General features: G+C 40.0%; 22 protein-coding genes and 1 pseudogene. 17 read left to right on the top strand and 6 right to left on the bottom strand.

Annotated elements, in window-relative coordinates; genetic code table 11:
• Positions 1-53: 53 nt before the first annotated feature.
• The gene (locus ACDZ29_RS03985) at positions 54-1,442 is read right to left on the bottom strand and encodes an L-cystine transporter (RefSeq protein WP_289326180.1); all 1,389 of its coding nucleotides are present in this window, start codon (positions 1,440-1,442) and stop codon (positions 54-56) included.
• A gap of 280 nt (positions 1,443-1,722) precedes the next feature.
• Here ACDZ29_RS03985 and ACDZ29_RS03980 point away from each other — a divergent pair, with 280 nt between their 5' ends.
• From ACDZ29_RS03980 to ACDZ29_RS03955, 6 genes are all read left to right on the top strand, one after another.
• Entirely contained in the window at positions 1,723-2,232 is a 510-nt protein-coding gene (locus ACDZ29_RS03980; RefSeq protein WP_375089980.1) for a GNAT family N-acetyltransferase, read from the top strand.
• 155 nt (positions 2,233-2,387) lie between these two features.
• Complete coding sequence (locus tag ACDZ29_RS03975; protein WP_375089979.1) at positions 2,388-2,858, top strand: VOC family protein; 471 nt, start codon at positions 2,388-2,390, stop codon at positions 2,856-2,858.
• Between the two features lie 13 nt (positions 2,859-2,871).
• Positions 2,872-4,476: an ATP-binding protein gene (locus tag ACDZ29_RS03970; RefSeq protein ID WP_375089977.1), complete on the top strand. Its 1,605-nt coding sequence runs from the start codon at positions 2,872-2,874 to the stop codon at positions 4,474-4,476.
• A 2-nt stretch (positions 4,477-4,478) separates the two neighbouring features.
• Entirely contained in the window at positions 4,479-5,177 is a 699-nt protein-coding gene (locus ACDZ29_RS03965) for a response regulator (RefSeq protein WP_375089976.1), read from the top strand.
• Between the two features lie 182 nt (positions 5,178-5,359).
• Positions 5,360-6,670 (top strand): CitMHS family transporter, encoded by a 1,311-nt coding sequence (locus ACDZ29_RS03960; RefSeq protein ID WP_063232505.1) that lies wholly within the window; start codon positions 5,360-5,362, stop codon positions 6,668-6,670.
• 31 nt (positions 6,671-6,701) lie between these two features.
• Positions 6,702-6,899, top strand: a complete 198-nt coding sequence (locus ACDZ29_RS03955) for a hypothetical protein (RefSeq protein WP_375089975.1) — start codon at positions 6,702-6,704, stop codon at positions 6,897-6,899.
• Between the two features lie 141 nt (positions 6,900-7,040).
• Here ACDZ29_RS03955 and yyaC read toward each other — a convergent pair whose 3' ends face one another.
• Positions 7,041-7,607, bottom strand: a complete 567-nt coding sequence (yyaC, locus tag ACDZ29_RS03950; protein WP_375089974.1) for a spore protease YyaC — start codon at positions 7,605-7,607, stop codon at positions 7,041-7,043.
• Positions 7,608-7,885: 278 nt separating this feature from the next.
• On the opposite strand from yyaC, the gene ACDZ29_RS03945 reads away from it, so the two are divergent.
• Positions 7,886-8,749, top strand: coding sequence for a pentapeptide repeat-containing protein (locus ACDZ29_RS03945; RefSeq protein WP_375089973.1), 864 nt, complete (start codon positions 7,886-7,888; stop codon positions 8,747-8,749).
• 49 nt (positions 8,750-8,798) lie between these two features.
• Here the strand turns inward: ACDZ29_RS03945 and ACDZ29_RS03940 are convergent, their stop codons facing one another.
• Positions 8,799-9,701 (bottom strand): hypothetical protein, encoded by a 903-nt coding sequence (locus ACDZ29_RS03940; RefSeq protein ID WP_375089971.1) that lies wholly within the window; start codon positions 9,699-9,701, stop codon positions 8,799-8,801.
• A 108-nt stretch (positions 9,702-9,809) separates the two neighbouring features.
• Here ACDZ29_RS03940 and ACDZ29_RS03935 point away from each other — a divergent pair, with 108 nt between their 5' ends.
• Together ACDZ29_RS03935 and ACDZ29_RS03930 are read left to right on the top strand one after the other, a co-directional pair.
• On the top strand, positions 9,810-10,547 hold the full coding sequence (locus ACDZ29_RS03935; RefSeq protein ID WP_375089970.1) for a MerR family transcriptional regulator: 738 nt from the start codon (positions 9,810-9,812) through the stop codon (positions 10,545-10,547).
• Positions 10,548-10,772: 225 nt separating this feature from the next.
• Entirely contained in the window at positions 10,773-11,198 is a 426-nt protein-coding gene (locus ACDZ29_RS03930; protein WP_375089968.1) for a UPF0715 family protein, read from the top strand.
• A gap of 31 nt (positions 11,199-11,229) precedes the next feature.
• Here ACDZ29_RS03930 and ACDZ29_RS03925 read toward each other — a convergent pair whose 3' ends face one another.
• Positions 11,230-11,910 (bottom strand): copper homeostasis protein CutC, encoded by a 681-nt coding sequence (locus ACDZ29_RS03925; protein WP_289326174.1) that lies wholly within the window; start codon positions 11,908-11,910, stop codon positions 11,230-11,232.
• A 318-nt stretch (positions 11,911-12,228) separates the two neighbouring features.
• On the opposite strand from ACDZ29_RS03925, the gene ACDZ29_RS03920 reads away from it, so the two are divergent.
• From ACDZ29_RS03920 to ACDZ29_RS03905, 4 genes and pseudogenes are all read left to right on the top strand, one after another.
• Positions 12,229-12,495 carry a transporter suffix domain-containing protein gene (locus ACDZ29_RS03920; RefSeq protein ID WP_370016172.1) on the top strand — a complete coding sequence of 89 codons (267 nt, stop codon included), beginning with the start codon at positions 12,229-12,231 and terminating at the stop codon, positions 12,493-12,495.
• 55 nt (positions 12,496-12,550) lie between these two features.
• Positions 12,551-13,201, top strand: a complete 651-nt coding sequence (locus ACDZ29_RS03915) for an NUDIX domain-containing protein (protein WP_375089966.1) — start codon at positions 12,551-12,553, stop codon at positions 13,199-13,201.
• Between the two features lie 387 nt (positions 13,202-13,588).
• Positions 13,589-14,050, top strand: a pseudogene (locus tag ACDZ29_RS03910) (DUF2690 domain-containing protein).
• Between the two features lie 42 nt (positions 14,051-14,092).
• Entirely contained in the window at positions 14,093-14,578 is a 486-nt protein-coding gene (locus ACDZ29_RS03905) for a DUF2690 domain-containing protein (RefSeq protein WP_370016170.1), read from the top strand.
• 82 nt (positions 14,579-14,660) lie between these two features.
• On the opposite strand, the gene ACDZ29_RS03900 is transcribed toward ACDZ29_RS03905, so the two are convergent.
• Complete coding sequence (locus tag ACDZ29_RS03900; RefSeq protein ID WP_375089964.1) at positions 14,661-15,191, bottom strand: methylated-DNA--[protein]-cysteine S-methyltransferase; 531 nt, start codon at positions 15,189-15,191, stop codon at positions 14,661-14,663.
• A 20-nt stretch (positions 15,192-15,211) separates the two neighbouring features.
• Entirely contained in the window at positions 15,212-15,778 is a 567-nt protein-coding gene (locus tag ACDZ29_RS03895; protein ID WP_289326170.1) for a bifunctional transcriptional activator/DNA repair enzyme AdaA, read from the bottom strand.
• Between the two features lie 210 nt (positions 15,779-15,988).
• On the opposite strand from ACDZ29_RS03895, the gene ACDZ29_RS03890 reads away from it, so the two are divergent.
• The 4 genes from ACDZ29_RS03890 (at position 15,989) to ACDZ29_RS03875 (ending at position 20,197) form a co-directional block, all read left to right on the top strand.
• Positions 15,989-16,915, top strand: coding sequence for a DNA-3-methyladenine glycosylase family protein (locus ACDZ29_RS03890; RefSeq protein WP_375089963.1), 927 nt, complete (start codon positions 15,989-15,991; stop codon positions 16,913-16,915).
• A gap of 204 nt (positions 16,916-17,119) precedes the next feature.
• Positions 17,120-17,494: a collagen-like protein gene (locus ACDZ29_RS03885; RefSeq protein ID WP_375089961.1), complete on the top strand. Its 375-nt coding sequence runs from the start codon at positions 17,120-17,122 to the stop codon at positions 17,492-17,494.
• Between the two features lie 424 nt (positions 17,495-17,918).
• A complete protein-coding gene (locus tag ACDZ29_RS03880; RefSeq protein WP_375089960.1) occupies positions 17,919-19,514 on the top strand; it encodes an ATP-binding protein in 1,596 nt (531 codons plus the stop codon).
• Complete coding sequence (locus ACDZ29_RS03875) at positions 19,508-20,197, top strand: response regulator (RefSeq protein ID WP_289326167.1); 690 nt, start codon at positions 19,508-19,510, stop codon at positions 20,195-20,197. Before ACDZ29_RS03880 ends, ACDZ29_RS03875 begins: the two co-directional genes overlap by 7 nt.
• Positions 20,198-20,263: the final 66 nt, after the last annotated feature.

Genomic DNA, 20,263 nt, shown 5'->3' with positions numbered 1-20,263 from the left:
AAATAAAAAGCATCAAACTTCCCATAAGGCAGGAAGTCCGATGCTTTTTTATTTTACATTTCAGCTTCAATTTTCAAAGATGATTCTTCGCTGAATTGTTCTTTATCCAGGTCACCCGTTATTTTACTTGTCAGAATACCGGAAGTCATGCTGCCGCTGACATTGACAGCCGTTCTTCCCATATCGATCAATGGCTCGACGGAAATCAATATACCAGCCAAAGCGATTGGCAAGTTCATTGCAGATAATACTAGAATGGCAGCGAATGTTGCTCCTCCACCTACACCTGCAACCCCGAAAGAGCTAATGGCCACGACGGCAATCAACATGGCTATAAAGGAAGGCGATAGTGGGTCGATTCCCACCGTTGGAGCGATCATGACCGCTAACATGGCCGGATAGATGCCGGCACAGCCATTTTGACCGATCGATAAGCCGAAGGATCCGGCAAAGTTGGCAATTCCTTCGGACACCCCTAGTTGTTTCTGTGTTTGGATGTTCAATGGAAGTGCTCCTGCACTTGTTCTCGAAGTGAAGGCAAACGATAATACCGGGAAAGCTTTTCTCAAATATACCATTGGATTCAATCCTGAAATCGTCAGCAATAACAAATGGATGAGGAACATGACAATCAGGGCGACATAAGAGGCACCGACGAATTTTCCCAATTTCAGGATGGCATCCAAATCACTCGTAGCTACTGTCTTCGTCATGATCGCCAAGATTCCGTATGGTGTTAAACGAAGGATCAATGTGACTACGCGCATGGTGATGCTGTGCAATGTATCTACTATTTTAGCAAAAAATTCAGCTTGTTCAGGCTGCTTCCTTTTGACCCCTAAATAGGCAATCCCAAGAAATGCGGCAAAAATCACAACTGAAATGGTTGATGTCGGTCGTGCTCCCGTTAAATCAAGGAACGGATTGGACGGAATCAATTCAAGGATTTGCTGCGGCATCGTTTTATCCTGAATCGTACCGTAAGTTTCCGTTATTTCATCCCCGCGGCTTAACTCTGCATCCCCTTGGTCAATTTGAACGGCTTCCAAATTGAACACAGTTGCCGAGGTAATCCCGACGGCTGCTGCAATCGCAGTCGTTCCAAGCAGGATTCCGATGATCAGGATACTGATCTTTCCGATATTGCTAGTTAGTTTCAATCTTGTAAATGCGGATAAGATCGAAATGAAGACAAGCGGCATAACGATCATTTGCAGGAACTTGACATAGCCTGAACCTACAATGTTAAACCAATCGACCGATTTAACGATCGCTTCTGACTGAGGTTCATAGAAAAACTGCAAAAGAAGTCCGAATACAATCCCTAAACCAAGTCCAGTAAAGACCCTTTTTGTAAAGGAAACATGCTTCTTATTCATGTAAAATAAAACGCCTAAAAGAACGAGCATTATGGCAAGATTTAAAAACACATAACCAATCATATATATTCCTCCTAATTCCGATTAACCAAATGAGAATAATGAATATCTGATGACTATGATACATCATCCGTTGATTTATTACCAGAAGAAAATAATTTTTTTTTGACATTTCAAGTAATTCATGTATGTATCCATATTCATGGACTGAATAAGAAGTCACAAAAAAGAGGTATACAAATCTTCCATTATATATCTTTATCAGGAAGGATAATCCCTTGTTTTTCTTGAATGATATATCAGGCCGTAGATGCTTAGCTTCTTTTGAAAGGATGAAGGAATGATGGATATATACATTGACAGGCTTAATGAACAGGATGCACAAGCGTTATTTACATTTGAATGCCATAATAGAACGTTTTTCGAGCAAACGGTCCCAGCCCGTGGAGATGATTATTATAGCTTTGGAACGTTTGAAATCAGGCATAAGGAATTATTAAAAGAACAAGAAGATGCTATCTCCTCTTTTTATCTGATTAAGGAAGACTCAGGAACAATCGTCGGCAGGATTAATCTTGTGGATATCGACCCGATTAATGGTACGGCTCATGTCGGTTATAGAATCGGTGAAGCGTTTACGCAAAAAGGGATTGCGAACGAAGCTTTAAGGCTTTTGGTTAATCTGGCACCGGAAATGAATGTGACTCAAATACATGCCAAAACGACAAGCGACAATATAGCCTCTCAAAAGGTTTTAGAGAAAAATGGTTTTGAACGGATTTCGAGTAATGAGGAAAATAGTGCGGATACGGTTCAAAAGCTAATATTCTACCATTATAGTAAGAACCTATAAATCCATTTTCTTCTATTAATAATAGGGAAAGGGCAGGAGTGACGATTGTAAGGGACCTTGGGTGTTGTAGCAATGAAGAAATATCCCCAGATATTTTCCCGGGATGTATAATTAGTAAAAGGCGTCCTTACTTAAAGGGGAAAGGAGAATTTACGATGATAGAAGGTTTATATGAAGCCCATTTGCCCGTCAAGAACCTGGCCATCTCAATCGATTTTTATAAGAAAATAGGCTTGAAACCAGCTTGGAGGGATGAAGATACTGCCTTCTTTTGGATCGAGGAAAACAAAAGCTGGGTTGGCTTATGGGAAGGGAAAGAATCTCAAACTCCATACCACCCTTCACTAAGGCATATCGCATTTCGGGTATCTTATGAAAATATGAAAAATGCATTAACTTGGCTCCAATCTCTAAAAATAGAAGTCGTCCCTTTTGGAAAAAGGACATCGATTGAACCTTTTGTGCGCCCGCACCAAGGAAACGCTTCCGTCTATTTTAATGATCCGGATGGCAATAGTCTCGAACTTATGTGTTCGATAGATGTCCCTGATGCATATAAGCATATGACCGAAAAACTTTCACTTGAAGAATGGGAAGAACTATTGACTCAATACGGAAAGGCTTAGGGCATAAATGCGGATGTTTAAAATTAGAGTGAACTTATTAACTCAAATGACCTTACTTATCATATTCGTTGTTTTTATCAGTACCTTGCTTGTGAGCATTCTATTCTCCACACTGCTGGAAGACATCGTCGAAAACCAAATGGGGAAGCAAGCAATGACGGTGGCCAAATTAGCGGCTCAAAATCCAACGATCATCCAGGGATTTAACGAAGATCAGCCATCAGAGGTGATTCAACCCGCATCAGAAATGATTCGTCAAACAACGGGTGCCGATTATGTAACCATTGCGAATCATAAAGGACTTCGCTACTCTCATCCTAATCCAGATTATATCGGTAAGCCTACGGCTACGAGTAATGATCCAGTACTCAAAGAACACAAATCAATTATTTATCAAGGAAATGGGATATCGGGGCCAGCGATTAAAGCTAAGGCGCCTATCTGGAATGATAAAGGGGAAGTTATCGGTGTTTCATCTGTAGGGTTTTTGATAGAGAATGTGCAAGATCAACTGTCCAATTATAAAATGAAGATTATTCATTTGTCACTTATCCCAATCAGTGTAGGAATCGTATGGGCAATATTTATAGCGCGACGCTTAAAAAAGCTTATTTTAGGTCTAGAGCCGGAGGAAATTTCTTTTCTTTTTCAAGAAAGGGAAGCGACACTTGATGCCATCCGATATGCCACCATTACGATTAATATTGAAAAACAGGTTACTTCCATGAATAAAAGAGCACGTGAAATGTTTCATGACCATCAGCTAATGGTGGGTAAGCGGATCGTAAATGGGCATTTAGAAAAACTCATCAAAATGGTAATCAGCACAAAAGAGGGACAGTTCAATCGTAAGTTACTTTTAGGGCAACAGCTATATATTTTGGATTTATCCCCAATCTTAAATCATAATGACGTCAGGGGCATCGTTTTAACAATAAGAACAGTATCCGAAATTGAACAATTAACAGATGAATTTTCAGAAATCAAGGCCTTTTCAGAAAATATGCGGGCACAAAACCATGAGTTTTTAAACAAATTAAATACCATTTATGGATTAGTTAGTTTAAAACAATACGATAGGGCATTGGACATCATCTCTTCAGAAGTGAGGGAGAGGCAAGATATCATTTCGTTTCTAATGTCATCAGTTAAAGATCCTTTAATAGCCGCCTGTTTACTTGGAAAGATAAACCGTTCAAAAGAACTGCAGGTTATATTAGAAATAGAACAGGAAAGCAATTTAAATAGTTCATTAAAACCTGAGGATTCCCATCACTTGGTTTCCGTTATTGGTAATGTCATCGATAATGCGATGGAGGCAGCACGGCAAATGAAAAAAAATGAAGGAAAGGTCAAAATTTCGTTTACGGATTTAGGAAACGAAATTATATTTGATATCGAGGATAACGGTCCAGGAATCCCTGATGCCATGGGAGATATTATTTTTACAGATGGTTATACGACTAAAAATGGGGAAAATCATGGGATCGGCTTGGCCATTGTAAAAAACTCCATTGGTCTTTTAAGCGGTGAAATTTATATTGATCGCAGTTATTTGGGAGGAGCAAGATTTACCATCGTCATCCCGAAGGATTTAAAAGCAGAAAGGGAGGTTTAAGAATGTCCAAAGGACCGATTACAGTTGTCATTGTTGAAGATGACGAAAATGCAGTGAATATATATAAACAATTTACGAATCAACTTGATCAATTCACTGTCATTGCTACAGCTAGCACAGGCAAGCAAGCATTAAATATTTTGCATGCCGCACAACCGGACTTAATTTTATTGGATATCTTTTTACCAGATATGAATGGAATTGACCTTCTTCGGGAAATTAGGAGGGAATACCGGGGAATTGATGTAATTCTGATCACCGCCGCGAATGATACCGAAACAGTCAGTGAAGCGATTAGGGGAGGCGCGTTTGGTTACCTTATTAAACCGATCATTATCGATAAGCTTCTTGCAACGCTCAATCAATACGATCAGACGAGACGGCAGCTACATAATAACAATTTAGTAAATCAGGATAAAGTCGATACTTTTTTTCGGACCATAAGTAATCCAAATACAGTAAATGATGTCCAAATCCTACCCAAGGGAATTGACAAACATACCTTGAAAATGGTCAGAAGCAAGATTCAAAACGTCAATGGCAGTTTAAATGCTGATGAACTGGGTCAACTCGTTGGAATTAGTTATTCAACCATGCGCAGATATCTGGAGTATTTAGTTTCCTGTGATGAAATGGAAGTTGAGGTTTTGTATGGCAGTATAGGAAGGCCTGAAAGAAAATATAAAATAAAACACCTATAAATCCCTGTTGATGAAATTCGTTTTCATCAATGTGGGTTTTTTCTTTTTCAGGCGTGAAAAAAATGAATAAAACTCTTATTACTTTCTTTATATGTGAATAAGGCTTAATGGATGATAGTCTCTAAAGAAAGCGCTATCAAAAAAGATAGTAATATTTTATCAATAAGGAAGGGAGCATGAAGATGTTATCCATTTTAGGATTTTCCATGATTGCAGTATTCATGTATTTAATTATGTCGAAGCGGCTATCGGCACTAGTGGCCATTATGCTCGTTCCAATCGTATTTGGAGTGATTGGAGGATTCTTTACAGAACTGGGACCCATGATGCAGGATGGGGTAGAAGGAATAGCTTCCACAGCCATAATGATTTTATTTGCTATTTTATATTTTGGAATAATGATAGATTCCGGTTTATTCGATCCTCTCATTTCTAAAATATTGAAAATAGTAAAAGGAGATCCTTTAAAAATAGTTTTAGGAACCGCGATTCTCTCAATGACCGTCGCATTAGATGGCGACGGGACAACTACTTATATCATTACCGTATCAGCGCTTTTACCCCTTTATAAGCGTCTGGGGATGAACAAAATAATATTAGCCACTGTAGCCATGTTATCCATGGGTGTAATGAATATGACACCGTGGGGGGGAGCTTCCGCCATGGCGATGGCCTCGTTGAACATTGACGCATCGGAATTGTTCTTACCAATGATTCCTGTCATGGGATTTGGCCTCATTTGGGTTCTTGTTGTGGCTTTTATATTGGGAAAAGGGGAACGAAAGAGATTGGGCGTTGTGGAGATCCAGCATAATCACACAAAAGAAATGAATTCGGAGGCTAATTCCGAGTTAGCGGCAACAACGGTCTCCCGTGATTATCGTCGACCGAAATTGGTTTGGTTCAACTTCATTTTAACGATTGTGCTCATGGCATCATTAATCATTGATTTTATGTCTTTAACCATTTTATTCATGGTTGCTTTCGCCATTGCGCTATTGGTCAATTACCCTGATTTAAAGGATCAGCAGGATCGAATCGCCATTCATTCGAAAAATGCATTGGCCGTCGTTTCCATTGTCATTGCAGCCGGGATTTTTACCGGCATCATGTCTGGAACGAAAATGATTGATGCAATGGCCATTACGTTGGTCTCGCTGATCCCAGAATCTTTAGGACCATTTTTACCGGTAATTGTTGCGTATGCCAGTGCCCCTTTTACTTTCTTTATGTCAAATAATGCATTCTATTTTGGCGTACTTCCCATTATCGCACAGGCAGCTGATGCTTACGGAATTAGCGCAGCAGAAATAGGACGCGCCTCGATAATAGGGCAGCCGATACACGTATTGAGTCCTTTGGTGGCTGCAGCCCATTTGCTAATAGGTTTAGTGGGCACTGACTTCGGGGATTTACAACGGTTTGCCGTGAAATGGGCATTAGGGACTGTCACTGTCATGACAATAGCAGCGATAATCTTGGGAGTCATTTAGTGAAAAGGGACGGTAACCCTATCTTACGATCATGAAATTGATAATTGGAGGATCTTCAATGTGGATCATCACACTCTATAAAAACAGAGGTATTGTAATGTATGAATTTGAAACAGAACAAGCCGCAAGGGAAGTTTTCCGTAATATTCAGGGCAATAGGATTCTATCAGAAGTTATTTACTATAATGACCCAGGTTTAGCACATCAGGTTGGACAAGAAGCATTATGATAGCAATGAATCGAAGAGGTGGTTTATGGGCTAGTTAAGAATAAAGGGTAACTTTACAAAATATGATGATTAAAACACAAATCAAACAGCAAATTGTTTACCCCAAAAAAGGTAAAGCTTTATTGGGGTTTTACTATTATTTTAGAACGCTTTAACTATGATTTTTGTGGTAATCTTCGCAAGATTCATGACAGTATCCAGTCTCGTACCATTTAAAGATTGTTGGGGCAAAAGGGGATCTAAATAATTCACGACGGCTTTTAGGTGATAATCACCCAATTCAGGTAATGATTTACTCATGGCTTCACCAGGGCTAAAAGGACCTTTTGTCAGAAATATAGAACCTATTTGATGATAACCTCCCAAACAAGCATCGATGCCAAAAATAAAGGGATTTTTAAATTGCTTCTTTATTTCTTTCAAAACACTTTGCAAATTAAGGGCGTGAACAGGTTCTGCAAGTGTTCCGAAGACAGGATAAGGGACTTGGTTTTCTCTTAGCATCGTCCCTACTATAGGCCCGAATGAATCACCCGTGGAACGATCTGAACCAATACATAAAAAGATGATTTCTTTGGACGTTGGCCGAAGAATCCTTGCGATATGAAAAGACATTTCGTCTATTTCACCTTCTGCCTCCAACGTGTAGTTGCAATACTGCATTTCTTTTTTTGTCTCGCCTTTTTTTCTGCCGTTAAAAGGATACATGCCTACACCCCCTGGAGTTCCATGATCTTGAAGAAATTATAACATGATTAATAATTCCTCGAAATATTATGGAAATTACTTGCCTTCCTGATTAATTTCATATTTTCAGTTTCGCAATTAATCTCAAAAAAATACAGCAGCCATATCAATTGGATTATCATTTCTTGATTATTTGTATTTTGTAAATATGTAGATTAATTGGGATTTTTGATAAAATAGTAGAAAACAAAAAAATCTACTAGTATGAAACAATTGGTTTTATAGAAGGAAGTGTAAGTATGTTTAATAAATTAACGAATAACGATAGTATTCTTAATCAATTACGTGCACACTGTGAGAATTGTTTCGGTTTGTGCTGTGTAGCCTTGCCTTATGCAAAATCTGCTGATTTTGCATTGGATAAAGATGGAGGTACACCATGTTCAAACCTGCAATCGGATTATCGTTGCGGCATCCATGAAAATCTCAGAGCAAAAGGATATCGAGGCTGTACGGTATATGAATGCTTCGGTGCAGGTCAGAAGGTATCTCAACTCACTTATGAAGGAAACGATTGGAGAGATAACCCAGCGTCAGCAAAGGAAATGTTCGAGGTATTTCCTATTATGCAACAACTTCATGAAATGCTTTGCTACTTGAATGAAGCACTGAATTTAGAAGATGCGAAACCTCTTCATCGAGATTTGCAGGTCGCTTTTGAGGACACGGAATATCTCACTCAGCAAAGCCCAGAAGCTATCATGAATCTAAATGTACCAGCCCATAGAGCGACCGTTAATGAGTTACTTCTGCGCACAAGTGAACTGGTACGTGCAAAGGTACCAAATAAGAAAAATGGAAATCGAAAGAAACAGAACAAAATAGGCAGGGGTAGTGACCTTATTGGTGCAAAGTTGAGAGGTGCAGACCTTAGAGGGGCGAATTTAAGAGGGGCCTTGTTTATTGCAACTGACCTCAGAGAAGCTGACATGAGAGTGACTGATCTTATCGGCGCAGACTTTAGGGACGCTGATTTGCGCGGTGCCGACCTCACTGGAAGTTTCTTCATCACACAAGCACAGGTTAACTCGGCTAAAGGTGATATGAAAACGAAATTGCCGCTTTCTTTAAGCATTCCCGATCACTGGAGAAAAGAAGGCTAGCTAGGATCGGAGCTAACTTTTATGCAGAGTTCATAGATAAGAAAATTGTTTAATTCACGAGTAAAAGGCTAAAATTCCCGAGTAAAAGCATCAAACTCACGAGTAAAGCCCAATTCACGAGTAAAAGCATCAAACTCACGAGTAAAGCCCAATTCACGAGTAAAAGCATCAAACTCACGAGTAAAAGCTCCAAATTCACGAGTAAAAGCATCAAATTCACGAGTAAAAGGCTAAAACTCACGAGTAAAGCCAAACTCACGAGTAAAAGGCCCAAACTCACGAGTAAAGCCCAATTCACAAGTAAAAGCATCAAACTCACGAGTAAAGCCAAACTCACGAGTAAAAGCATCAAACTCACGAGTAAAAGGCTAAAACTCACGAGTAAAAGGCCAAAACTCACGAGTAAAAGCTCCAAACTCACGAGTAAAGCCAAATTCACGAGTAAAAGCATCAAACTCACGAGTAAAAGCTCCAAATTCACGAGTAAATGCATCAAACTCACGAGTAAAAGGCCAAAACTCACGAGTAAAAGCATCAAACTCACGAGTAAAAGCTCCAAATTCACGAGTAAAAGCATCAAACTCACGAGTAAAAGCTCCAAACTCACGAGTAAAAGCATCAAACTCACGAGTAAAGCCAAATTCACGAGTAAAAGGCTAAAACTCACGAGTAAAAGGCCAAAACTCACGAGTAAAAGCTCCAAACTCACGAGTAAAGCCAAATTCACGAGTAAAAGCATCAAACTCACGAGTAAAAGCATCAAACTCACGAGTAAAGCCAAATTCACGAGTAAAAGCATCAAACTCACGAGTAAAAGCATCAAATTCACGAGTAAAAGCATCAAACTCACGAGTAAAAGGCCAAAACTCACGAGTAAAAGCTCCAAACTCACGAGTAAAAGCATCAAATTCACGAGTAAAAGGAATTTTAATACTAACATGCGATTCTTCATTAGGAAGGATCGTCTTTTAAAATTGGGCGTGAAAATTTCAGTTTTCCATTTGACTCTCACGTTGCGTAATACCTTACAGTAAATGATATCGAAAGGAGGTAAAGGGCAGTGGCAATGAAAGTGAAAGAACTGGCCGATTTAGTTGGCATTAGTGTGCGGACACTGCATTATTATGATGAAATCGGGTTATTATCGCCAGAGGAAACAACCGATTCGGGTTATCGCCTTTATTCGAATGATAATCTTGAGATGTTGCAGCAAATCCTGTTTTTTAGGGAACTCGGCATGCCATTAAAGGAAATCAAACAAATGGTAAGCAGCTCTTCGTTTGATAAACAAGAAGCGTTAAGGCAACATCAAAAAATGTTACTGGAGAAACGCAAACAATTTGATAAATTAATTAACACGGTTGATAAATCGATTAAGCATATGAAAGGGGAAATTCAAATGACGAATAAAGAAAAATTTGAAGGGTTTGACTTCAGCCAGAATCCATATGAAGAAGAAGCTCGCAAGCTTTGGGGGGATAAAGCTGTCGATGAGTCGAAAGCTAAAGTGGCGGGCATGTCTAAAGATGCACAAAAAGTTGTATCGGAAATCTATATAAAACTTGCGTCAATGCGAAATGCCTCGCCCGAGTCGGAGGAAGCACAAGAAGCGATTAAAGAATGGTATGACTGTTTGAACAATAACTTTGGAACATACTCATTGGATGCTTTCAAAGGATTGGGTCAAATGTATGTAGATGATCAACGCTTCACCAAAAATATCGACCAATATGGTGATGGTTTAGCAAAATTCATGTGTGATGCGATGGGTCACTTTGCCGATTCTAACAAAAATTGATTATTGTTCATCAATCTGGGGTGCCCAAGATTGAAGGAATTTCATGATGGTAGGTTGCTGCGGCAACCTTCTTTTTGTGAGCTGAAAATCAGGCACGAATGGCACGTTGTTTCGCTCCAAATTAAAACATCTCCGCGTTATATAGTATAATGATTATGTAAAAATTCCCATTATATTATTGAAGGCTGTGCGGTCCGTCTGCATTATAGCGAGGTGCTGGTTTAAATGGAAACTTGGAAATTGAGTGTAAAGGTATCGGAGCTTAGCGATGTGATTCCTTATTATTTTTTTAGTCTAGTCTCTTCCTGTCTATCGCTTTCTACGGTGTTGGTTATTTTTAGCGAGGGTTCTAATTGGGGGCTGCCTGGCATTATCGTGTTTTCTTTTTATGTGGTTATCCCTTATTTATTTTTTGCTGTTCCGGTACAGGTCCTTTTCAATAAGTATCCTAATAAATTCAATTTAGTTTATTTATACCTTTATGTTTTTTTCTCTTTGGTGGCTGTATTCATTTATAGTTCGGTGTTAAACTTTGACTTCAGCATGGAAGTTTTAACTACAAAGGTTTACTATGCAATGAGTCTATCCGCGGCCCTGATTTTTTGGTTTTGGGACTCAGTCTTTTTACAGAAAAAGAGATCTGCATCATAAAAGGGACCAAAGTAGCGGTCCCTTTCCGACATTATTTCTTCAGCATGTTTACGATTTCACTAGCTTTTTCTAATTGAACGCCTTCAATGATACTGTTATTTTTTCGAACAGCCGTACCGAAATGATAGTAACCGGTATGCAGTTCGGAATCGATGGAAAGGATATTATCCTTGTTTAAGCCGCTTCCCACCAATATCGCTATGTCGCCGCAGGCTCTTTTCATTTGTTGAATGGTTTTCATGCGGCTGGGGAAATCCCCGTGTCCACCAGAGGTCAAAATCGTTGTGATTTCTGGATATTGAGCTAGCATTTCAGCTGAACGGACTGGGTCGTACGTATCATCGATGGCTCGGTGGAACGTAATCTCCAAACCTTCACATTCCGTCAATAGCTCTTCGAGGTATGGTCGATTGATTTCATTTTTTTCATTTAATGCACCCAATACGACCCCGTTCGCTCCCAGTGATCGAATGATTTGGATATCTTTTTTCATAATTCCCAAATCATTTTCAGTATAACAAAATGACTGGCTATGAGGCCTTACCATCACGTTGACTGGTATCTTTACTGAGCTGACGACAGCTTCTATCAGGGCGTGGCTTGGAGTTAATCCCCCCTCGGCTAAAGCACTGACAAGCTCGATTCGGTCTGCTCCCGATTTTTCGATTAAAAGTGCATCTTCTATGGTTGTGGCAATGAATTCAATATACATTGGATTTTCCTTTCCCGGCATGCAAGTGTTATAAAGAATAGTATGTATAAGATTATTTAATCCATTAAGAATAGTAAAGTCAATCCTAATGAATACAATGAGTTTCTCCACTCACCGTTATTATAACCGGATACCTTATTAAATAACTGCTTCGGTTTTCCCAAACTTTCCTCAACTGGATTTCTTTATTTCTCATATTTATGAAACGAAATCAACATTCAAACGTATAAAAAAAGAATATATTCAAGATGGTAGATTAGAAAGTCGAAAGTTTTGCAGAATAATCAAATGAATATCATCATGACGGAGGTTATTTAATTGGATAAAAAAAGTAAGGAAGTAACGAAATCGAGGTTTTACAAAGTAGGGATGGGTTGCCTGATCATTTCCCTTCTCACTTGGATCATTCCTGTAATAGCACCTTTTACGCCTTTTTCGACTGCTGTTAAAGCGGGGGTCATAACAGGTGCGATCGTCTTTGCGGAAGTCATGTTCTGGGCAGGTGCACTTTTGGTTGGGAAAGAAGTGGCTGCTAAATATAAAGGTTATTTAAACCCGAAAAATTGGAGAAAAGAAAAAGGGTGAAGAAACGCAGCCAGTTAAGCAGTTTTTTATAAAAAAGGGCTAGGAGTGAAGCTCCATGGAAACTGAGATGTTGAAAATATTCGATTCCAATCGCATTCAAATCGGCGTGGCTACGCGTGAGGAAGTACATAGAATGGGACATTGGCATGAGGTTTTCCAGTGTTGGTTCGTTAGTAGGGAAGCCGGGGTGGATTACCTATATCTTCAACATCGCTGTGCGCTGAAAAAAGATTATCCGAATCTATTGGATATTACGGCTGCCGGTCATTTACTGGCTCATGAAACGGTATATGACGGAGTAAGGGAAATAAAAGAAGAAATAGGCATTGAAATTTCCTTTAACGAATTGGTTCCGTTAGGGATTATCGAATACCATCAAACGAAGGAAGATTTCATCGATAAAGAACTGGCTAACGTCTTTCTATATGAAAGTACACATAGCTTCGATGATTTCACCTTGCAGCCAGAAGAGGTTTCCGGGATGGTGAAGGTTGTACTGAATGACTTTGAAGGGCTTTGGACCGATGCGAAGGAAAGAGTGAACATTAAGGGATTTGAAATGAATCAAGAAGGCCGCAGGATGATGATCGATCGATTTGTCGGGCGGGATGAGTTCGTGCCGCATGAGATTTCCTATTATGAAAGCATCATCAGATTGATTAGGCAAAACTTATCGATGGAGCCAGGTGCTGGCGCCGCTAAATGATAAAATATTGCCCCAACGAAACGATTCTTGTTTTGTTGGGGTTTTTCTCTTTTCTAAATCGAATCCCGTTAAAAACATTAAGCATATCGACCTGTGACCATTCCCGGTCAACGGTAGCCTATTGGCTCGTATTGTCCCAACGTGATACGCATATGTCCTTAGTTCTTTTCTCATTTCCCTGAATTTCTCATAGGGATAATGACTTTGTCCATACGGTTATTTAAATGATAAAGCGTGACATACCAGACTGTAAGGGTGCTAGTGTGATGCAAGTTAAAGGAGGTTTCTGTAGTTTTTCATAATCTAGGGAATTTATCACTTGTAAGAATATTACAAAATTGTAAGATGAACAGTGTATAAATTTTGTTAAGGGGATGAGTGAAAACAATGAAAAAAATGGTTCTATGCATTTCATTTCTTGTAGCTTTTTTAGTCCTTTTTGGCTCCCTTGATTCATTTACCAGCAAAGCATCAGCAGAAACACACACCTATGATGGAAAAAGTCCTTACTACAATAGTTGTGCGAATAGCGCAGTCACGAAGAAGTCCGTGAAAATTTATGCCAACGGAGGTTCTGCCAATTTGTAGTTGAAATTCAGCACAACTTGCAAAACGGCTTGGGCAAAGATCACTCTAAGCAGACCGGCTAAAACAGATGGGGAGGCAACGGCATTGGTTGTTCGAAATACTGATAATAAACAATTTAGCTGTGCATCTCCTGGAGGAAATGGTGAAATAAATAAAGGTCAAACGACGTGCTATACACCAATGGTATATGATTTAGATCCGCGGAAAGCAAAAGCGGTCGCGTTTTGGCCATATACAGCAGGTGAAACCGGCTGGTATTAATGAAAAAGGAAAAGCCTTCATCTACTTTTATGCAACGAAAGGATGAATGATTTGAATAAAAAGCTTAAAATGATAGGTTTATCGATAGTGATGACACTGTCGATGTTCATTGTTGATTTTGGATTTGGAAATGATCAGGCACTGGCAGAAACACACACCTATGATGGTAAAAGCCCTAACTATAATAGTTGTGCAAGTACGGCGGTAACGAAGGATAAAAAATGGATCGATTCCAATTCGTACGTAGAATTGAAATTCAGCACTGTCTGTAAAACCGCCTGGGCAAAAGTGACCGTAACACGCCCCGCCGTATACAACCATGAAGCGGATGCCAGGATCGTCCGAAGTACTGATGGTAAAGCCTATACATGCGCCAGTTCCGGGGGAAATGGTGTTGTGAATAAAGGGCAGACCTCGTGCTATACACCAATGGTATATGATTATGACCCGCGGAAAGCACAGGCGCAAGGGATACATGCGATCCCTAATAGTGATGCATATAAAAAAGCGGTGACCATTTGGTACTAGAAAAACTTGGGGAACGTCAAAAGCAGTTTGCAAGCATCCGCATGACCGGATGCTTTTTTTTCGGTCAGATTGAACTCACCCCTCATTCATCCTCACGATGTTGTGCTTCCAATTGAAGTAGATATTGTTTCATCTCCGTACCTCCCCGGTAACCGGTAATGGCCCCGTTTTTTCCGATTACCCGATGACATGGCACCGTGATCAGAACAGGATTGGCACTAATGGCCGTTCCGACCGCCCGAACAGCTGCAGGTCTTTGGATGATTTGGGCAATATCGGAATAGGAACAGGTTTTTCCATAAGGTATTTGATTCAATGCTGCCCAAATTTCTTGTTGAAAGGGAGTACCTGTTACATCTACGGGAAGAGAGAAAGTCTGCCTGCTCCCTTCGAAATATTCTTGGAGTTCTTTTAGATAGGGTGTTAGTGCTTTTTCATTTTCAACAAGGCTCGCCATTGGAAAGCGTTTTTGTATCCAAGACTTCAGTTCTTCATGCGATTGACCCGGAGAGCCTACATAGCACAGTCCTTTTTCCGTCTTTGCGATATATAATTGCCACGTATCATAATGTAATATGGCCCAGTCAATGGTTTGTTGTTTAACATTCTTCATCTGGTTCACGCTCCTTGGCTTTAGTTTTGGTGATAAGCTTTCCGATATCCTGAAGGTGTATTCCCCATTCTCCTTTTGAATAGCGTTATGAAATAGGGTGTGCTTGAGAAACCGACAGCCAAGCCTATTTCATTTATCGGCTGTTCGGAGTTTTCTAGGAGCCTCGTTGCTTTTTCAAGGCGAAGCCGTTGAATGTATTCTGTGGGCGATATCCCCTTCACACGCTTAAATGATCTTTGCAAATGATAGGGGCTGCCGTGGGAAATATCCGCCAATCTATTCAATGTTAGGGGTTCGCTGTAATGGGTGTCGATCCATTCGGCTATTTGTTCAACCCATTCTTCTGTCGGCAAGTTCAGTCCTTCGGGTTTACAACGTTTACAAGGCCGGAAATCATCCTCTAAAGCCATCATGGCATTTTTGAAAATCTTCACGTTTTCCTTATTCGGCACCCTGGATTTACAGGAAGGCCTGCAAAAGATGCCGGTCGTTTTTACTCCGTATAAAAATTGATCATCATATGCGGCATCACAATCCATAATGGCTTTCCAATAATCATTCGGGATATCTGCCTTTTTCGGATTCATCACACTCACCTCTCTTTTTAGTATACAAGAAAGGGTTCATATACAAACATTTTGATAATATAAAAGCAAGATAACGTAATTAATCATTTTAGAGCCATTCTGTTAAAATAAGGGGGTTGGATGAAATTTCCGGAACATCACTAAGCTTGAAAGAAAGAGCAAGATAACGTACTCATTTTTTCATTAGAATAAAGCTAAAGGAGGAGCAGAATGAAAGAGACATTATCAAATGATGAAGGCATGACTGAATTGAGAATTCGTGCACCAAAAGAGTTTAGTTTTTCGGAAAATCTTAAATACTTATCAAGATCCTCCAATGAATGCATGTTCGAAATTGTTGATCAAAAGATTTATCGTGCTCTTGTTGTCGATAACGAGACACTTTTAGTCGAAATCAGTTCAATGAACGAAACGGAGCTGACCGTTCGATTTCCAGGGCGAACTGCACCGGTGAAAAAACATGTAAAAGATACTGTTTCCCAATATATTCGTCATTGGTTCGATCTTGAAACGAATCTGCTTCCTTTTTATGAGCTTGCCCAAAATGACCCTTTACTGCAAAAGCCGGTAAACCAATTCTTCGGTTTAAGAAATATGGGCATTCCGGATTTATTTGAAGCCATTGTCTGGGGAATACTTGGACAGCAGATCAATTTGACTTATGCCTATACCTTGAAACGGAGATTGGTAGAGAAATTCGGGACATCCGTTGAATATGAAGGGAAACGATTTTGGCTGTTCCCGACGCCTGATGTGATTGCGAATTTAACGGTAGAAGATTTTGTGGAAATGAGAATGACCGTAAAGAAATGCGAATATTTAATTGACGTGGCACAATTAATGGTACGCGGTGAACTTACAAAAGAAAAGCTGTTGAATGCAAAGGATGTAAAAGTTGCCGAAAAAATGCTGACCAAAATACGCGGAATAGGTCCGTGGACAGCCAATTATGTACTGATGAGGTGTCTACGTTTTCCAGCAGCTTTTCCAATCGATGACGTCGGGCTGCATAATTCCATGAAGCTGGTCATGGAAACGGAAGCAAAACCAACGAAAGCGGAAATCCTGAAACTATCGGAAGCGTGGACCGGTTGGGAATCATATGCGACCTTCTATTTATGGAGATTGTTATATTGACTTGAATTATTCTTTGGAACGGATTCAAAAGGTAACTGTAAGTTTCGTCGATATTCTCTATTTTCGGTGATAAAACTGTAGATTTCGTCGATATTCTCTATTTTCGAAGATAAATTGCAATTCCCCTTCAATTTGTCAGCAGCCCAAACACCTTAAGTCATATAACATACATTATTACATTCAATCATATAGAGGTGAATGACCATGTATATGTACCCAACGTATCATTATGAAGATCAAGTTTTTCGTGATCGACAGTTTCCTGGTCTACCGGGCTTTCCAGGTGCTCCTCAATTTCCAGGTCAATCTGGACCACCGACGTATTCGCAAGCACCAACAGCCCCACCACCAGCGTTTATCCCTCAACAACAATCGGCTTCAACATTTGCTGTAGATCCAGGGGCCATTTCGTTTTGTCTGTTCAGGAATACTTTTATCTGGCTTAACAATGGTGCGAGATTCTGGTATTACCCGATTTTCGTCGGTCCGCGTTCTGTTGCCGGCTTTAGATGGAATGGCAGGTTCTGGACAATTTTTGGTATCGATACAAGACAAATCAATTCATTTAGTTGTTTTTGAAAAATGCTCAAAGGAGATGTCGGTCATACGATCTCCTTTGAGCATTTTATGTTTTTTTCGAACTAAAGCGGTCAACAACCCCTCTAGGGAAAGGAAATACAAGGTGCAAATCATTTGCTCCTTGAACTTCGCACCATGATTGTTTTGTCTAATAGGAGACTGAGAACTAATCCGATCAGCACCTCAGGTGAAACGATATCAGATAGTAGAGGGTCATATAGACTATTTGAAATGGATTAAAGAAATTCATTTTCCCCTCCCTTTTTTGTTAAACTATCCCTTGTTTTGGAGGCAGGTGCTCTTTCGTTTTTGATTGTGGCGAAATAAACGGCCAACAATGTTCAATATTTAATAGAAATGGTAAAATCATTATGCTCCTATAAAATTTAGTGAATGAAAATGAAAATAGAGGATGCTGTTGAATATGAGGAAAGTATCGCTGGAAACCAAGATTCTCGGGTTGGTCCTATCGTTGAGCCTGTTTTTGATCCTTTTATTGACGACTACATTTTCCTATATGGAAGGAAGGCAAATAGCGAAGGATAAGGGTCAATTGGCTTTGGAACTCTCAAAGACGATTAGCTTCATGCCTACTGTTACAGGGGCATTTGAAAAGGAAGATCCTGCTGCCACAATCCAGCCAATTGTCGAAAAGATCCGCGTGGAAACAGGGGCTGAGTTCATCGTTGTAGGGAATAAAGAGGGCATTCGCTATTCCCATCCTCTGGCTTCCGAAATTGGGAAGCGGATGGAAGGAGGAGATAATAGCAGGGCCATTCGGGATGGTGAATATTATGTTTCCGAAGCCGCTGGATCACTGGGTCTTTCCATTCGGGGAAAGTCACCGGTTTTCAATGAGGATGGAAAAATTATTGGAATCGTCTCGGTCGGTTTTTTAGTGGACGATGTCCGCGCCCAAATTTTCAAGGATTTGTCCAGAGAGATGATTGTTTCTTTAGTGGCCATCATGATATCGATCATTGGCAGTTATATGCTGGCAAGGAGCATACGTAAAGATACATTGGGGCTGGAACCTTTTGAAATCGCCAATTTATATAAAGAAAAAAATGCAGTGCTTCAATCGGTGAAAGAAGGGATATTGGCCATTGACCAAAATGGGTTGATTACCTCGATGAATCAGCCGGCGAAAAAATTGCTCGATATAAAAGAGTCCGTTCGCCATTTGAACGTTGATGGCCTATTTCCTTCGAAATATTTATTCGAAGTGTTGAAGTCCGGTAAACCGCAAATAGATAAGGAGATTTCATGGAAAGATAAATCCGTAATTGTTAATTGTACGCCAATCTTCGATAGTGAAGGCGTAAGCGGTGTTGTGGCTTCGTTCCGTGATCGAACGGAAATTGAGGAAATGGTCAACACATTATCGGAAGTGAAGATGCACTCAGAGGATTTAAGGGCACAAACCCATGAATTTACCAATAAACTATATGTCTTATCCGGATTGATACAATTAGGGGAATATGATGAAGCGATAGATATGATCCAAAGCGAAACGTCCGAATTGCATTCCCTTAACCGTGTCGTGTTCGAACAGATAAAGGATACAAAGGTACAAGCCCTGTTACTTGGTAAGATAGGGAAAGCATCGGAAAAGAAGATATTCTTTGAAATTGACGCACAAAGTTACCTAGAGAAACTTCCGGATCATATAAAATTGTCGCAGCTGACATTGATTCTAGGCAACATTATCGATAATGCACTTGAAGCGGTTTCAGGCATGGAGGAGCCCCTTGTGAGATTTTTCGCCACCGATATCGGAAATGATATGGTATTTGAAGTGAGTGATAACGGAAAAGGAATACCTGAGGATGCAATCGCCCATATTTTCGATCGGGGTTTCACTTCGAAAAACAGCGGAAGTCCGAGTGGTTATGGACTTTCGAATGCTGATCGTGTCGTAAAAGAGCTGGGCGGCATCATCGAAGTTCAAAGTGAGGATGGAAACACCATATTCACCGTGTATCTTCCTAAAGAACAGAGAGGAGGGAAAGAATGCTGAAGATAAGAGCAGTCATCGCAGAAGATGATTTTCGTGTAGCGGATATCCATGAAAAATTCTTGAAAAACTTTGATGAAATAGAAGTGGTCGGAAAAGCTGTCAATGCCAAAAAGACGCTTCGGATTTTGGAACAAAAAAGCCCTGATCTGCTTTTGCTTGATGTATATATGCCAGATCAGCTTGGTACAGACCTCCTTCCGGATATTCGGCAAAAATTCCCGAATGTGGATATCATCATGATTACCGCTGCAACGGATAAAGAACTACTTGAAAAGGCGCTTCACTACGGTGTAGAGAATTATTTAATCAAACCAGTGGAAATGAAGCGCTTCAACCAAGTTATCGAAGAGTATCTTAAGAAAGCGCATCTTATGAAATCCAAACAAGAAATAGATCAGGATTTTGTTGATCTCATTTTGAAAAAGGGATCTGCCGTTTCGGAAACGAACGATGGGACCGCCTTACCGAAAGGCGTCGACGAAATCACTTTGGCGAAAGTGATCGAGGTACTCGAAGCAAGCGATATCGGTTTGTCGGCTGAGCAAGTGAGCGGACAGATCGGCGCTTCCAGGACAACCGCGAGACGCTATCTGGAATACTTGATATCCGTAAAGAAATGTAAAGCGGAAGTCGTATATGGGGTAGTGGGAAGACCCGAGCGAAGATATTATAAAATTCAATAGAGATTGTATGAATTGAAACACCTTCATTATGGAGGTGTTTTTTTATGCATGCATGGTTTGAAAGAT

The sequence above is a fragment of the Peribacillus sp. RS7 genome (assembly GCF_041956845.1).
Classification (GTDB): domain Bacteria; phylum Bacillota; class Bacilli; order Bacillales; family DSM-1321; genus Peribacillus.
This window is presented reverse-complemented; position numbering and strand designations above follow the sequence as displayed.